Origin of the sequence: Streptomyces sp. NPDC049970, from assembly GCF_040660235.1 — a bacterium.
Taxonomy (GTDB): Bacteria; Actinomycetota; Actinomycetes; order Streptomycetales; family Streptomycetaceae; genus Streptomyces.
On the sequence record NZ_JBFALP010000004.1, the window covers coordinates 296,116 to 311,777 of the forward strand.

Here is a 15,662-nt window from a genome sequence, read left to right on the forward strand (position 1 = left end):
ACATGATGGCCGACCCCGGACCCGGCACCATGACCGGTCCCGGGGTGAGGGACAATGAACGCTCTGCCAGGGCGGGTTGATCGCAGAGGGGACGCATGTCGGAGGCGGAGCAGGCGCAGGAGCCCCAACGGGACAAGGAAGGACGTCTCCTCGCGGGGCGCTACCGCCTCGGGGAGGTGCTCGGCCGGGGCGGCATGGGCACGGTCTGGCGTGCTGCCGACGAGACGTTGGGGCGGACCGTCGCGGTCAAGGAACTGCGGTTCCCGTCGGCCATCGACGACGACGAGAAGCGCCGTCTGATCACGCGGACCCTGCGTGAGGCGAAGGCCATCGCGCGGATCCGCAACACCAGCGCGGTGACCGTCTACGACGTGGTGGACGAGGACGACCGGCCGTGGATCGTCATGGAGCTCATCGAGGGCAAGTCCCTCGCCGAGGTGATCCGTGAGGACGGGACGCTCACGCCCAGGCGTGCGGCCGAGGTCGGCCTGGCCATTCTCGACGTGCTGCGTTCGGCGCACCGGGAGGGCATCCTGCACCGGGACGTGAAGCCCTCCAACGTACTGATCTCCGAGGACGGCCGGGTCGTCCTGACCGACTTCGGCATCGCGCAGGTCGAGGGCGACCCCTCCGTCACCTCGACCGGCATGCTCGTCGGCGCACCCTCGTACATCTCGCCCGAGCGGGCCCGGGGACACAAGCCGGGGCCGCCCGCCGACCTGTGGTCCCTCGGCGGACTGCTGTACGCGAGCGTCGAGGGACGCCCGCCGTACGACAAGGGCTCGGCCATCGCCACGCTGACGGCCGTGATGACCGAGCCGGTCGAGCCGCCGGAGCACGCGGGCCCGCTGGAAGAGGTCATCTACGGCCTGCTGACCCGCGACCCCGACCAGCGACTGGACGACGCCGGGGCGCGTGTCCTGCTCAACGCAGTGATCAACGCTCCTGACGCGCCCGTCACGCCCCCGGCCGAGCGCACCCAGATCATGGCGCTGCCCAAGATCGGCGACCCCAGGACGCCCAAGAGCGGCAAGGGCCCCAAGAGCAGCAGGAGCGACCGGGGCGGATCGGGCGGCGGTGCCAGGAAGGCCGCGGCAGCGGCCTCCGCGGCGGCCGTCGGCGCGTCCGTCGCCGACGCCGGGAGCGCGGGCCGGACCGGGCAGGCGTCCGGCACCGCCTCCGCGAGCGACGCGACGGGCGGATCCGGGACCTCGGAGGGCACCCGGGAGCGGCTGCGCGGCGCGCTCCGGTCCGTGCGCAACGCGAAGGCCCCGGCAGGCGCCGTAGCCCCGGTGCCCGCGCAGGACTCGGGCACCCAGGCCGCCACGGCTTCCGCCGCCGGTCCCGGCGGGCGGCCCGATCGGACGCGCGCCTCGATCACCGACGTCGTGCCGCGCCGCACGCTGGCGATCATCGCCGGCGTCGTCGTCCTCGCCGTCCTCGGCACGGTCCTCGCCCTCACCCTGGGTGACGGCAGTGCGGGTGACGAGGGCACCGGATCGAAGGGCGACACCGCCGCGTCGGCGGGCGCCGGGTCTGGCGGCGACGCCGAGGCCGCCACCGGTGGAGGCGCGGGCAAGGACAAGGACAGCGACACGCAGGACGGCGGCAAGGACGGCCAGGGCGACGACAAGGGGGAAGCGTCCGCCGACGCCTCGCCCTCGGCGGAGACGGGGGAGGCCGCCCCGGACCCGGACGCACTGCCCGCCGGCTACAAGAAGGTCACCAACAAGCAGTTCCACTTCTCCATGGCGATGCCCGGGGACTTCCGGTTCGACGCCATAGCGGGGCAGAACTCCGGTGCCATCTACAACGCGGACGGTGGCTTCCCGCGCGTCCAGATCGACTACAACCCCTCCCCGAAGAGCGACGCCGCGGCTGCCTGGAAGGCGGCGGTGGGGGCCACCAGGAGCCTCAGTAACGGCTACAAGCACATCGGGATAAGGAAGGTCGAGTACAACGGCTACCCGACCGTCGCCGACTGGGAGTTCACCCGCACCCAGCAGGGCGTGCCGGTCCACGTACTCAACCGGGGCTTCAAGGCGGACGCCGACCACGGCTACTCGATCATGATCAGCTGCAAGGCGGACGCCTGGGACGGCGAGGAGTGCAAGACGCTGCGCAAGACGGCGTACGCGACGTTCGCCCCCACCGACTGACCGGACTCGGGGCGGTGGACAGGCGGTAGGCGGGCAGGAGACGGAGTGGGCCGGGTTGCCGTGACCCGGCCGCGCGGCCGGTACTTGCCACGTATGGTGAGAGACCGAGGACCGTACGCGGCCGGAATCATTGATCAACTGCACAGCAAGTGACCGCAATTCATGGATTCACGCGGTCTCCGTGACCGGGGGACAGTGCGCTCTGGGGAGGCGTCGTGGACGACTACGCGGGTCGGGTACTCGCCGACCGCTACCGCCTTCCGCTGCCCCCGTCCGATGGGTACGAACTGGTCGTCACCCGGGCGTTCGACACATACAGCGGGCAGGAAGTCCTCGTACGGCAGGTGCCGTTGCCGGAAGTCGTGGACGCGGAGGTGCTCGACGCCGACGGGCTCCCCTCGGCGACGAGGCGCTCCACCGGGCGGGCGGTGCGCCGGCCCACGGACCCCGCGGTCCGGCGGGCGATCGAGGCCGCGCAGGCCGCCGCCCAGGTGCCCGACCACCCCCGCCTCGACCAGGTCTTCGACGTGTTCGCGGAGGCGGGATCGCTCTGGATAGTGAGCGAGCTCGTCGCAGCCCGGCCGCTCGCCGCGCTCCTCGCGGAGCGGCCCCTCAACCCGTACCGGGCCGCCGAGATCGGCTCCGACGTGCTCACGGCACTTCGGGTGCTGCACGCCCACGGCTGGACGCACCGCAACATCACCACGCGCACGGTCCTGGTCTGCGACGACGGCCGGGTCGTGCTGACGGGACTCGCGGCCGGCGCCGCCGAGGAGGCGCTGTGCGGCTACGTCCCGGCGCCGCGGCCCGACGAGGAGAACGCCTACGGGCCCCCGGCGGTCGAATCGGGCCCCACCGGCCCGTACGAGCCACCGGAGCTGCCGGACCCGCATGAGTCGTACGAGCCGCTGGAGCTGACGGGCCCGCAGGAGTCGTTCGGACCGCCGGAGCCGTTCGGTCCGCAGGAGTCGTACGCGTCCTACGGGCCGCCGGGGCTCCCCGGCCCGCAGCGGCCTGCCACGCCGTACGAACTGCCGGAGCTGCCGAGCCCGTACGAGCGGTCCGAGGCCTACGGGGCGCTGGGGCCGCTGGATCCGCCCGAGTCCTACGGGGCACGGGCCAGCGGTGAGCCGACGACCGATCCCTACGGGCCGCACGGCACCGGTGAGCCGTCCGACGCGCACGAGCCGGACCGGCGGGACGCGTACGGGCAGCCGGGTGCCTACGAGCCGCAGGACCCCGACGACGACCACGATCCCTCGGGCCCGCCCACGTCGTACGGGGCGCCGGAACCGCGTGCCGCCGCAGGGCCGGAGGCTCTGCCCGCGCCCAGGCCGTCCACCGGCGTCATGCCCGCGCCCGCCCGGAGTGCCGAGGCCGAGGTGGCGCCGCCGTCCCTGCCCGCGGCGCCGGGGGCGGGGAGCCCGGCGCAGTTGCGTGCCGCCCGAGCCGGTGCCATCGCCGCGTACCGGGCGGGGGCCCGCGCCGCCGCACGGGCAGGCGAGGACCAGAAGCGGGCGGAGCGCGAGCGTGGGACCGGCGCCGCTCCGGACGGACGCGAGGAGACCGGCGCGCTCCCCGGAGCAGAGCGGGACCACGACGAGCCCGCCCCCGGCCCCTCCCCGGCCCCGGGACTCCCTCGGCTGACCGGCGGCTGGGGGCAGGCGGCCGACGACCCGTATCCGTACGAAGACACCGACGATGACGGTGACGACGACGATGACGACGAAGGCCCCGGGCACTCCGGCCGGCGTGTCCACCTCGCCGGTACCTGGGACGACGGGCCCGGCTCCGGCCGCCCCGTGCCCGCGGGAGGCTCCTCGGGCTCCGGCGGTTACGGCGAGGACGCGCTGCGCGCCGACGCCCGGCGCCTCGGCAGCGGACCCGCGGAGCGCACGGACCGGCTGCCGCGCCCGGTCATGGCCGGCGCCCCTGCGGCCGGGTGGGACGAGGTCGTCGCCGAAGGCAGCACCCCCGCGTATCGCGGCCCCGCCACGCCCCTCGCAGCCGAGCGTGCCCGGCAGGCCCGCATCGCGGTCGTCGGCGCCGTCACCGAGCGGTGGGCCCCCGAGCAGGCGGGTCCCGTCCACGACAACTGGCAGCTCGCTCCGCCCATCGGCCCGTCCACCGACCTGTGGGCGCTCGGAGCGCTGCTCTACCGCGCCGTGCAGGGCCACGCCCCCTATCCGGAGGAGAACGCCGCCGAGCTGGTCCAGATGGTCTGCGGGGAGCCGCCCGCCTTCGCGGAGGAGTGCGGTCCGCTGCGCCCCGTCGTGGAGTCGCTGCTGCGTCAGGACCCCACGGAGCGACCGGACTTCGAGGAGCTGCGCGGCTGGCTGCGCTCCCTCGTCCGCTCGGCGCCGGAACCCGAGGCCGGCGCCGACGTCGTCACGCTGCCCCCCGCCGACGCGACCCGCCTGCCGGTCGTCCGCCGCCGGGGCGAGCTGGTGCGCAGGCGCCGGGGCCGGGGCGCGACGCACGGCCGGCACCGCCAGGGCAGGCCGCAGCACCAGGACGAGCCGCGGAGGTACGAGAAGCCGCCCCGCCCGCCGCGTGAGCCCAAGGGCCCCAAGGTCCTGCGCCAGCCGCCGCCCGGTGGCCGGCCCCCGCGCAGGCTCGGACGGCTGCTCCTGGTCCTGATCCTGCTGGTGATGGCCGCCGCCGTCGCCTACGCGATGCTGTTCATGCCCAAGGACGGCTCCGGAACGGGCGCCGCGCCCTCGGACTCCGCGGCACCCGCGGGCCGGGAGACCGCCGGCGGGCCGACCGCGTCGGCCGGTCCGAGCGACTCGGCCGGTTCGTCGGGCTCGTCGGGCTCGTCGGGTTCGCAGAAGCCGCAGACCAGCGGCTCCGCCGTTGCGCTCGCCTCCGGGTACGAACTGCGCAAGGACACCGAGGGCTTCGAGATCGGCGTACCGAAGGGATGGCAGCGCAGTCCCGCGAACTCGGACCGTCAGATCCTCTACGGCAGCGACGGGTTCAGCGTCCTGATCGTGCCCGGCCGGGACACCGTCAAGGCCAACGGCAGCGACCCGCTGGACTACCAGCGGACCGGCGAACCGGAGTTGAAGCCCTTCCGCGAGTCCAGCTGGGCCACCTCCACCGGTCTGCGCCGGGTGGACGTCGGCCGACAGGTCATGGCGGAGGGGCAGTTCACCTGGCAGGAGGGCAGCGGCCGTCAGGTGTACGTGCGCAACCTGGTGATGATCGTGGACGGCAGGTACCACATCGTCCAGGTCATCGGCCCGGAGAACGACCGCGACAAGGTCTCCGAGATCTACGGTCAGGCCATCTCCAGTTACCGTGCCGGATCCTGACCGGACGTCGACCGCGCGCGTCAAGCATCACAGTGCGGTCTCGTGCGCGATGTGAGGTTCCGTGCGGCGGCCTGCCCTCCGTAACCTGTCGTCCAAGGAACGGGGCGAGGACACACGTGGAACACGCGCAGGGAACGGACGCGGGGATCGTACTGGCCGGCAGGTACCGGCTGGGTGACGTCCTGGGCCGCGGCGGCATGGGCAAGGTCTGGCGGGCCCATGACGAAGTGCTCCATCGGACGGTGGCGGTGAAGGAGTTGACCGCCGGGCTGTACGCCGCCGAGGCGGACCGTGCGGTGCTGCACGCCCGCACGCAGAAGGAGGCGCGCGCCGCGGCCAGGATCACGCATCCGGGGGTCGTCACCGTCCACGACGTCATCGAGTACGACAACCGCCCGTGGATCGTCATGCAGTACGTCGACGGCCCCTCGCTCGCCGACGCGACGAAGGAGTCGGGCGAGGTCGAGCCGCGCGAGGCGGCCAGGATCGGTCTCCACGTGCTGAGTGCCCTGCGGGCGGCCCACGACGCCGGAGTCCTGCACCGGGACGTCAAGCCAGGCAACGTCCTGCTCGCCCGCGACGGCCAGGTCCTGCTGACCGACTTCGGGATCGCCGCCATAGAGGGCGACTCCACCATCACCAGGACGGGCGAACTTGTCGGTTCCATCGACTACCTGGCCCCCGAGCGGGTCCGCGGCGGCGATCCGGGCCCCGCGTCGGACCTGTGGTCGCTCGGGGCCACGCTCTACACCGCGGTCGAGGGCACCTCGCCCTTCCGCCGTACGTCCCCCATCTCCACCATGCAGGCCGTCGTCACCGAGGAGCCGGCCCCGCCGCGGCGCGGTGGCGCACTGGCACCCGTGATCACCGCGCTGCTGCGCAAGGACCCCGCGCACCGTCCGACGGCCGGGGAGACGGAGCGCATGCTGCTGGACGCGATGGAGGGGCGCAGACCCCGTGCCGCGCAGGCGCACGTGCCGACGCAGCGGGTCTCCGAGGACGACCTGCGCGACTACTACGCCACACCGGACGGTTCCACCGCCCGGCTGCCGCAGCCCCAGTCACCGCCTCCCGCGCCCCCGCACGCCTCGGCCCCCACCGCCCGGCGGGACCAGGGCCGGTGGCGCACCGTCATGGTCGTCGTCGCGGCGGCCGCCGTCATCGGCGGGGCGGCGGGTCTGGTCGCGATGAAGGCGTCGGACGGCGACGGTGACACGAGCGGCGGCCGGTCGGGCCCGGTCCCCTCCGCCTCCGCGGACCAGGTCGACGGCTCCACCGGGAAGGACGACGAGCCCGTCCTGAAGAAGGTCCCCGACGGCTGGAAGCGGATCACCGCCCCCGAGGGCTTCAGCCTGGCCGTCCCCGACGGCTGGGAGCGGCGGACGGGCAGCGACCAGATCGACTACAGCCCGGACAACGGTGCGCACAGCCTCCGCATCAGCCTCGATCCGCAGCCGGACTTCGACAGCTCGTACGCGCACATGCGGAGCATCGAGAAGGACCTGTCCGTGCGTCTGCCGGAGTACGAACGCATCGCGCTGGAGGAGAACGTCTTCCGCGACCGCTCCGGCTCCCGCTGGGAGTTCACCTGGGTCGAGTCCAAGGACCATCCGGGCCCGCGCCACGGCATCGACCAGATGTACTTCGCCGAGACCGGCGGGCCGGAGTACGCGCTCTACATGACCGGGCCCGAGGAGGACCGGGCCGAGACCCGGAAGGTCTTCGAGACCATGCTGCGCGGCTGGGAGCCGCCGGAGCAGACCGACTGAGCTCCGCGGGTCGGGCCGGGCCCGGCGCGGTCGCAGGGCGGATCCGCCCGGAGCCGGCCGGGCCGCCGAAGATTCACGGTTCCCGGCCGCCGCTGCCGATATCGACAGTGGATCGCCCCTGATCAGCTGTTATTCGGCCAGTGATCACTGGCTGAATGACCGGGTGCTGCGGGGCACCCTGGCAGGGTCTGTGAAAACCTGTTACCCACGGGTACCAAAAGTGGGCGCGTGGACATACTCTCGCCCTCATGACGGACTCGCAGGCCTCCACGACCACGCCCGCCGCCCGCGTGGGCACCAACCCGGTCGCCGCCGCGCCCGCGGGCGCGCGCACCGCGGCCGACGTGCTCACCTCCGAGGTGATCGCCCGGCTGACCCGTGGCGTGGCCGGCTCCGGCCGCACCGCGAACCACAGCCCCTTCACCGGGGAGAAGCTGGCCGACCTGCCCGAGTCCACCCCCGAGGACGTCGCGGCCGCCTTCGACCGCGCCCGGGCCGCCCAGCCCGCGTGGGCCGCGACCTCCGTCCGTGCCAGGGCCGCCGTGCTGCTCCGCTTCCACGACCTGGTCCTGCAGCGCCAGTCCGAGGTCCTCGACCTCGTCCAGCTGGAGACGGGCAAGGCCAGGCTGCACGCCCACGAGGAGGTGCTGGCCGTCGCCGTCTCGGCCCGGCACTACGGGCGCGGGGCCGTCGCGTATCTGAAGCCCAAGCGGCACACCGGGGTGGTCCCGACCCTCACCAAGGTCACCGAACTGCGCCAGCCGCGCGGGGTCGTCGGCCAGATCGCCCCCTGGAACTACCCCCTCGAACTCTCCATCGGGGACGCGCTGCCCGCCTTCGTGTCCGGCAACGCCGTCGTGATGAAGCCCGACACCGAGACCGCGCTGACCGCCCTGTGGGCCCGTGAGCTCATGATCGAGGCCGGGCTGCCCGCCGAGGTGTTCCAGGTCGTCATCGGCGAGGGCCCCGTGGTCGGCCCCGAGGTGGTCGCCCGCGCGGACTACGTCTCCTTCACCGGCTCCACCCGCACCGGCCGCGAGGTCGCCCAGGGCGCCGCCGCCCGGCTCGTCGGCGTATCCCTCGAACTCGGCGGCAAGAACGCCATGATCGTCCTGGACGACGCGGACGTGGAGAAGGCGGCCCAGGGAGCGGTCCGAGCCTGCTTCTCCTCCGCGGGGCAGCTCTGCATCTCCATCGAGCGGCTGTACGTCCACGAGTCGGTCGCCGACGACTTCGTGCAGCGCTTCGCCGCCCGCACCAAGGCCATGCGGCTCGGCAACTCCCTCGCCTACGGCGCCGACATGGGCTCCCTCGTCGGCGAGCGGCAGCTGGAGACCGTCAGCAGGCACGTGGCCGAGGCCGTCGAGAAGGGCGCGACACTCGTCGCCGGCGGCGTCGCCCGCCCCGACATCGGCCCGCTCTTCTACGAGCCGACCATCCTCGACGGCGTCGAGTCGCCCATGGCCGTCTGCGGCGAGGAGACCTTCGGCCCGGTCGTCTCCGTCTACCGTTTCGGCGACGACGACGAGGCCGTCGCCCTCGCCAACGCCACCCCGTACGGCCTCAACTCCAGTGTCTGGACGCGGAGCTCGGGACGCGGCCACCGTGTCGCCGCCCGGCTGCGGACCGGCACGGTCAACATCAACGAGGGGTACGCGCCCGCTTACGGCAGCGTCCAGTCACCGATGGGCGGCATGAAGGACTCGGGCCTCGGCCGGCGGCACGGTTCCGAGGGCATCCTCAAGTACACCGAGGCCCAGACGGTCGCCCAGCAGCGCCTGATGCCCCTGGCCCCGTCCTTCGGGATGGACGACGAGAAGTACGCCGCGTTCATGAGCAACAGCCTCAAGGTGATGAAGGCCCTCCGGCTGCGCTGACCCGCCCGACGACTCCGCCACCCGCCCCTTCCGCACCGAGGAGTGCCATGTCCCAGGACAGCCCTGCCCAGAACCAGTCCGGACCTGCCGCCCGGGCGGCGGCGGACGACGACGCGTACGACTACGACGTGCTCGTCGTCGGCTCGGGCTTCGGCGGCGCGGTCTCCGCCCTGCGGCTGACCGAGAAGGGGTACCGCGTCGGCGTCCTGGAGGCGGGCCGCCGCTTCACCCCGGCGACGCTTCCCAAGAACTCCTGGGACATCAAGAACTACCTGTGGGCACCGGCGCTCGGCCTGTTCGGCATCCAGCGCGTGCATCTGCTGGGCAAGGTGATGGTGCTGGCCGGCGCGGGCGTCGGAGGGGGCTCGCTCAACTACGCGAACACGCTGTACGTGCCGCCGGCGCCCTTCTTCGAGGACCGCCAGTGGGCCGGCATAACCGACTGGAAGGCCGAGCTCGCCCCCTACTACGACCAGGCGAAGCGGATGCTCGGGGTGCGCCTCAACCCGAGCATGACCCCCGCCGACGTCCACCTCAAGGCCGTCGCGGAGACCATGGGCGTCGGTGACAGCTTCCACCTGGCACCGGTCGGCGTCTTCTTCGGCGACGGCGAGGACGCCGACGGCTCGGTGCGCGCGAAGCCCGGGGGAGAGGTCGCCGACCCCTACTTCGGTGGCGCGGGCCCGGCCCGCAAGGCCTGCTCCGAGTGCGGCGAGTGCATGACCGGCTGCCGCCACGGCGCGAAGAACACGCTCAACGAGAACTACCTCTACCTCGCGGAGAAGGCCGGCGCGGTCATCCACCCCATGACCTCCGTCACCGCCGTCACCGAGGCCCCGGACGGCGGCTACCGCGTGTCGACCGTGCCGACGAACCGGCGCCGCAAGGCGCCGCCGTCCGTGCTGCGGGCCCGCGAGGTGGTCGTCGCGGCGGGTACGTACGGCACGCAGACGCTGCTGCACCGGATGAAGGACGAGGGGCTGCTGCCCCGGCTCTCCCCCCGGCTCGGCGAGCTGACCCGCACCAACTCCGAGGGGCTGGTGGGCGCGCAGACCAGCGACCGCCGCTACCGCAGGAAGCACGGCACCGCCAAGGCCGACTTCACCCGGGGCGTGGCCATCACCTCGTCGATCCACCCCGACGAGAACACCCACATCGAACCGGTGCGCTACGGCAAGGGCTCCAACGCGATGGGCGCGCTGACCATCCTCCAGGTGCCGTACAGCACGCACCGGGTACTGAGCTGGTTCGGCAACGTGGCCAGGCACCCGCTGCTCACGATGCGTTCGCTGTCCAACCTGCGCTGGTCGGAGCGCACCATCATCGGCCTCGTGATGCAGTCGCTCGACAACTCCCTGATCGCCTACCGCAAGCCCGGAGGCGTCGGCAAGGGCCTGCTCACGGCCCGGCAGGGACACGGTGCGCCCAACCCGACGCAGATCGCCGAGGCCACCCGGGGCGCCACGCTGCTCGCCCAGGAGATCAACGGCTTCGCCGGTTCGAACGTGGGTGAGCTGATGGGCACCCCGCTCACCGCGCACTTCCTCGGCGGCTGTCCGATCGGAGCGGGCCCGGACGAGGGCGTCATCGACGCCTACCACCGGCTCCACGGCCACCCGGGCATCTCCGTGGTCGACGGCTCCGCAGTCTCCGCCAACCTCGGCGTCAACCCGTCCCTGACCATCACGGCGCAGGCGGAGCGCGCGATGTCCTTCTGGCCCAACAAGGGCGAGACGGATCCGCGTCCGGCGCAGGACGAGGCGTACCGGCGGCTGCCGGCGGTCGAGCCGTTGGCTCCGACGGTCCCCGAGAAGGCCTTCGGCGCGCTGCGGCTGCCGTTCCTCGGAATGCCCGTGGTCCCGCCCAGGAAGACCGCCACCGACGCCTGAGCACGGGAACGCCGAAGGGCTGCACCCCCCTCCGAGTGCAGCCCCTCGGCCTACCCGCCGTGTGGTTGTCATGCATGACCTGTGAACAGGGGCAACGGTTGTCCCGGCCTTCGCGGAATCCTCATGTGTCCCTCGCCACACTCGGCCGCCGTACCCAATTCGTGATCTTGTTCGAGGCAACTCTCGGTGCCGTGCCGTGGTCGAACCCATGACGAGCCACAGCAGCCGCACAGCTCCGCCGAGTTCCAGAGGTCCGCGATGACACGCCCTTCCCCGAAAGCAGTGCCGCCTTCCCCGAGGACCGCGCCACGCCGCACGGCGGGCGGCCTCGCCGTCGGGCTCCTCGCCGCCGGCTCACTGGCCTTCGGCGCCCCCGCGCGGGCCGACGGCCCGGTCCTCACGCTCGGCGGCCCGGCGGAGACCGCGCTGCATCCGTACCCGGCGAGCGGCGCCCCGCAGAAGGCCACGCTCGGACTCACCGTCGACAACCCCGACGCGGACGACGCGGAGGGCGACAGCTTCGAGGGCGACGCCACCTACACCGTCGACCTCAGCGGCGTCGCGGGCCTCGCGGACGTGGCCGTCGCCGAGGACACCGGCGCGGACTGCGAGATCACCGGAGCCACTGCCGTCTGCCACGGCCACGGCGTGCACGCGGGACTCGGCGGCATCGCGGACTTCGACCTCACCGCCGCGAAGGGCGCCGAGGAAGGCGCGTCCGGCGTCATCCGGGTCACCGGCACGGCGCGGGGCGCCACCTTCACGCCGTTCTCCACGAAGGTCACCGTCGGCGGACCCGACCTGGTCATGCGGCGGCTCCCGTTCGAGCGGCAGCTGAAACCGGGCGACTTGCAGCCGGCCCCCATCACCTTCACCAACAAGGGCACCAGGGCCGCCGACGGCGTCCTGCTGACCCTGAAGTACTCGCGCGGTCTCGACATCCCCGAGCGCTACGCCAACTGCGTCTACGACGCCGAGGCGGGGGACGACCCGCGGAACGCCTTCGCGTGGTCCACCGCGCTGTGCTCCGTCGAGGGCTCCTACGAGCCCGGCGCCACCTACACGCTCGGGGTGCCGCTCTCCGTCGGCGCCACCGAGCGCGCGTACGACGACACGTTCGTCTACCGCATCGACGAGGACGGCGCGGCGCGGCGCCCGGCGCTCCGCTCCGGTGGGCCCTCCACCCGGGGCGCCGGCCCCGAACTGACCCTGAGGAAGGCCACGGCGACGGTCCTGCGCACGGACCTCGAACCCGGCGACAACCAGCAGGAAGCCGATTTCCACACGGAGAACACGGCCGACTTCGCGGCGTACGGGGCCGAGGCCGGGGGCGCCGAGGGCGACACGGTGACAGCCGAGGTCGGCTTCCGCAACGAGGGGCCCGCCTGGATCTCCAACCTCCGCTCCGGCGAGCCCGTCGCCACCCTCGACGTCACGGTCCCCGCCGGCGCGGAGGTCACCGGGAAGCCGGACTCCTGCCAGGGCGTGACGGTCGCAGGCCGGTACCGCGAGGAGCAGCTGGGCGCGCCCCGCTACCTCTGCGACACGTCGACGACCGTGCGGGACGGGGCGGACATCGGGCTGCGGTTCGAGCTGGAGATCGGTGAAGTGGTCCCGGACGCCTCCGGCGCGGTCACGGTCCGGAACACTTCGCCCGGCGAGCCTGCACTGCCCTTCGACCCCCGCGAGGGCGACAACACCGCGCGGATCGTGCTGAACCCCACGGGCTCCGGACCTGGTTCCGGGTCCGGTTCCGGGGACACCGGCGGTACGTCGGCGGGCGGCTCCACCGGAGGCGACACCCCGGGCTCCATGTCCACCTCGGGTTCCGCCGGTCCGGCCGCCTCCACGGGCGCCTCCGGCACGTCGGGTTCCAGCTCCGCCGGCACCGGGGGTGTGCTCGCCTCGACCGGTTCGGCCGCACCGGCGGCCGCTGCCGCCGCGGCGGCAGCGCTGCTCGCGGGCGGGGTGCTCCTCACCACTGCCCGACGCCGGGCCGGACGGGGCTGACGGTCCGGCCACGCGGGTCGAGGACGGCCGGTCCCGGGCGTCCCCGGAGCCGGCCGCACATCGGTGACCGGGCTGCTGTCCCCTGCCGACCGGCCACACGCGCCGGACCGCGGTCCCACGGCGTACCAGAGGTGCGCCACACGATCCGGCGGAGCCACGCGTGGATCCCACCGTCGCCGCGCCTGGCCGGCACGGACACACGGACCAACGAGGTTGCCGCGGGCCCGGTCACGCGCCGTACGGGTGAGACCGGGCCCGAACGCGGGTGCGTCCGTACAGCCTTCCCGTGCGTCACACCCGGCCGCGGCTGAGCTCCAGCAGTGTCATGGCGAGCGCCGTGCCCGGCCTGCCCAGGGCGTCGCTGTAGTGGCCGAGGACGTCCATCTCGCGGGAGAGGTTCACCCGGCGTCCCCCCGACGTCATCCTGGCCTCCTGGATGACCGCCGAGACCGCCATCCGCTCCTGGACGAGTCCGATGATCCTGTCGTCCAGCGCGTCGATGCGGGTCCGGGCGTCCCCGATCAGGGACGCGGCCTCGTCGCTGTGCGCGCCGGTCCGCTCGGCGGCCGTCTTCGTGGGTGCGGTGCTGTTCATCCGTGACTCCTGGTGGGCCCGTGGCCCCGGCTCCACAGGTCAGGAACGCCGAAGCGCCCCGGGCCTGTGGCCCGGGGCGCCTTGGAAAGCTTGCTCGTCAGTTGCTCAAGCAGCACGACCATGGCAGCCGGCGGGCCGGGTGCCATAGGTAAAGACGAAGGTCGTGTGCTGACGCATGGGGGCAAGTATGGACCCGACCCGGGGCCGGTTCCACGCCGGGCCCGGATGGTGAGACGGGAGCCCGGTGGGGCGGTGCTCCACGGCCGGTAGAATCGGGAGGACCGACCCCCTTCTCCACCGCCGGAAGGCCGCCCCGTGCCAGCAGCACCCCCCGCCGCCCCCGACACCGCGACCGACGTCGTCCTGGTTGTCGACTTCGGCGCGCAGTACGCCCAGCTCATCGCCCGCCGCGTCCGTGAGGCCCGGGTCTACAGCGAGATCGTCCCGTCCACGATGCCCGTGGCGGAGATGCTGGCCAGGAACCCCCGGGCGATCATCCTGTCGGGCGGTCCGTCCTCGGTGTACGCGGAGGGCGCGCCCGGTATCGACCGTTCGCTGTTCGAGGCCGGGGTCCCGGTCTTCGGCATGTGCTACGGCTTCCAGCTCATGGCCACGACCCTCGGCGGCACGGTCGACGACAACGGCGCGCGCGAGTACGGCCGCACCGCACTGGCGGTCTCCAAGGCCGGTTCCACCCTGTTCGAGGGCACGCCCTCCGAGCAGCCGGTGTGGATGTCGCACGGCGACGCCTGCTCCGCCGCCCCCGAGGGCTTCACCGTCACCGCGTCCACGGACGTCGTACCGGTCGCCGCCTTCGAGAACGACGAGAAGAGGCTGTACGGCGTCCAGTACCACCCGGAGGTCATGCACTCGACCCACGGCCAGCAGGTCCTGGAGCACTTCCTCTACCGCGGCGCGGGCATCGAGCCGACCTGGACGACCACCAACGTCGTCGAGGAGCAGGTCGCCCTCATCCGTGAGCAGGTCGGCACCAAGCGCGCCATCTGCGGCCTCTCCGGCGGCGTGGACTCCGCGGTCGCCGCGGCCCTGGTCCAGAAGGCCATCGGCTCCCAGCTCACCTGCGTCTACGTCGACCACGGTCTGATGCGCAAGGGCGAGACCGAGCAGGTCGAGAAGGACTTCGTCGCCGCGACCGGCGCGAAGCTGAAGGTCGTCGACGCGGAGAAGCGCTTCCTCGACGCCCTGGCCGGTGTGTCCGACCCGGAGCAGAAGCGGAAGATCATCGGCCGCGAGTTCATCCGCGTATTCGAGCAGGCCCAGCTGGAGATCCTCCAGGAGGACGGCCCCGAGGTCGCCTTCCTCGTCCAGGGCACCCTCTACCCGGACGTCGTCGAGTCCGGCGGCGGCACCGGCACCGCCAACATCAAGTCCCACCACAACGTGGGCGGGCTCCCCGACGACATCGAGTTCCAGCTCGTCGAGCCGCTGCGCCAGCTGTTCAAGGACGAGGTCCGGATGGTCGGCCAGGAACTCGGCCTGCCGGAGGAGATCGTCCAGCGTCAGCCGTTCCCCGGCCCCGGCCTCGGGATCCGCATCGTCGGCGACGTCACCAAGGAGCGGCTCGACCTGCTGCGCGAGGCCGACGCCATCGCCCGCGAGGAGCTGACAGCGGCCGGCCTGGACCGGGACATCTGGCAGTGCCCCGTGGTCCTGCTCGCGGACGTCCGGAGCGTCGGGGTCCAGGGCGACGGCCGCACCTACGGCCACCCGATCGTGCTGCGCCCGGTCTCCTCCGAGGACGCCATGACGGCCGACTGGTCGCGCCTGCCGTACGAGACGCTGGCGAAGATCTCCACCCGCATCACCAACGAGGTCGCCGAGGTCAACCGTGTGGTGCTCGACGTGACGAGCAAGCCGCCGGGGACCATCGAGTGGGAGTGACCCCCACCCCCTGAGGTCGGTGCCGCTGCCGTCGCCCGTTCGTTCGGGCGGCGGCAGCGGCATCTCCTTTCCCCTCGGCGTCGACGTCACCGCGATCCGACGCCCGCGCCGATCCCGTGGCACCCGCTCTTCGTCCGTGGAACGC

8 protein-coding genes are annotated in these 15,662 nt (G+C 73.0%); 7 read left to right on the top strand and 1 reads right to left on the bottom strand.

Translation table 11 applies throughout. From position 1 onward, the window contains the following. Nucleotides 1-95 precede the first annotated feature (95 nt). The 6 genes from AB0I83_RS10130 to AB0I83_RS10155 all read left to right on the top strand — a co-directional run bounded on the left by AB0I83_RS10130 (nucleotide 96) and on the right by AB0I83_RS10155 (nucleotide 13,021). The gene (locus AB0I83_RS10130; protein WP_363304253.1) at nucleotides 96-2,159 is read left to right on the top strand and encodes a serine/threonine-protein kinase; all 2,064 of its coding nucleotides are present in this window, start codon (nucleotides 96-98) and stop codon (nucleotides 2,157-2,159) included. A gap of 215 nt (nucleotides 2,160-2,374) precedes the next feature. Then, a complete protein-coding gene (locus tag AB0I83_RS10135) occupies nucleotides 2,375-5,476 on the top strand; it encodes a protein kinase (protein WP_363304254.1) in 3,102 nt (1,033 codons plus the stop codon). A 116-nt stretch (nucleotides 5,477-5,592) separates the two neighbouring features. After that, on the top strand, nucleotides 5,593-7,245 hold the full coding sequence (locus tag AB0I83_RS10140) for a serine/threonine-protein kinase (RefSeq protein ID WP_363304255.1): 1,653 nt from the start codon (nucleotides 5,593-5,595) through the stop codon (nucleotides 7,243-7,245). 248 nt (nucleotides 7,246-7,493) lie between these two features. Next, nucleotides 7,494-9,122 carry a succinic semialdehyde dehydrogenase gene (locus tag AB0I83_RS10145; RefSeq protein WP_363304257.1) on the top strand — a complete coding sequence of 543 codons (1,629 nt, stop codon included), beginning with the start codon at nucleotides 7,494-7,496 and terminating at the stop codon, nucleotides 9,120-9,122. A gap of 47 nt (nucleotides 9,123-9,169) precedes the next feature. Further along, nucleotides 9,170-11,011, top strand: a complete 1,842-nt coding sequence (locus AB0I83_RS10150) for a GMC family oxidoreductase (RefSeq protein ID WP_363304258.1) — start codon at nucleotides 9,170-9,172, stop codon at nucleotides 11,009-11,011. Nucleotides 11,012-11,269: 258 nt separating this feature from the next. After that, on the top strand, nucleotides 11,270-13,021 hold the full coding sequence (locus AB0I83_RS10155) for a peptidase (RefSeq protein ID WP_363304259.1): 1,752 nt from the start codon (nucleotides 11,270-11,272) through the stop codon (nucleotides 13,019-13,021). A gap of 291 nt (nucleotides 13,022-13,312) precedes the next feature. Here the strand turns inward: AB0I83_RS10155 and AB0I83_RS10160 are convergent, their stop codons facing one another. Further along, complete coding sequence (locus AB0I83_RS10160) at nucleotides 13,313-13,615, bottom strand: chorismate mutase (RefSeq protein ID WP_363304260.1); 303 nt, start codon at nucleotides 13,613-13,615, stop codon at nucleotides 13,313-13,315. Between the two features lie 315 nt (nucleotides 13,616-13,930). Here AB0I83_RS10160 and guaA point away from each other — a divergent pair, with 315 nt between their 5' ends. After that, nucleotides 13,931-15,517, top strand: coding sequence for a glutamine-hydrolyzing GMP synthase (gene guaA, locus AB0I83_RS10165; protein ID WP_356532864.1), 1,587 nt, complete (start codon nucleotides 13,931-13,933; stop codon nucleotides 15,515-15,517). Nucleotides 15,518-15,662: the final 145 nt, after the last annotated feature.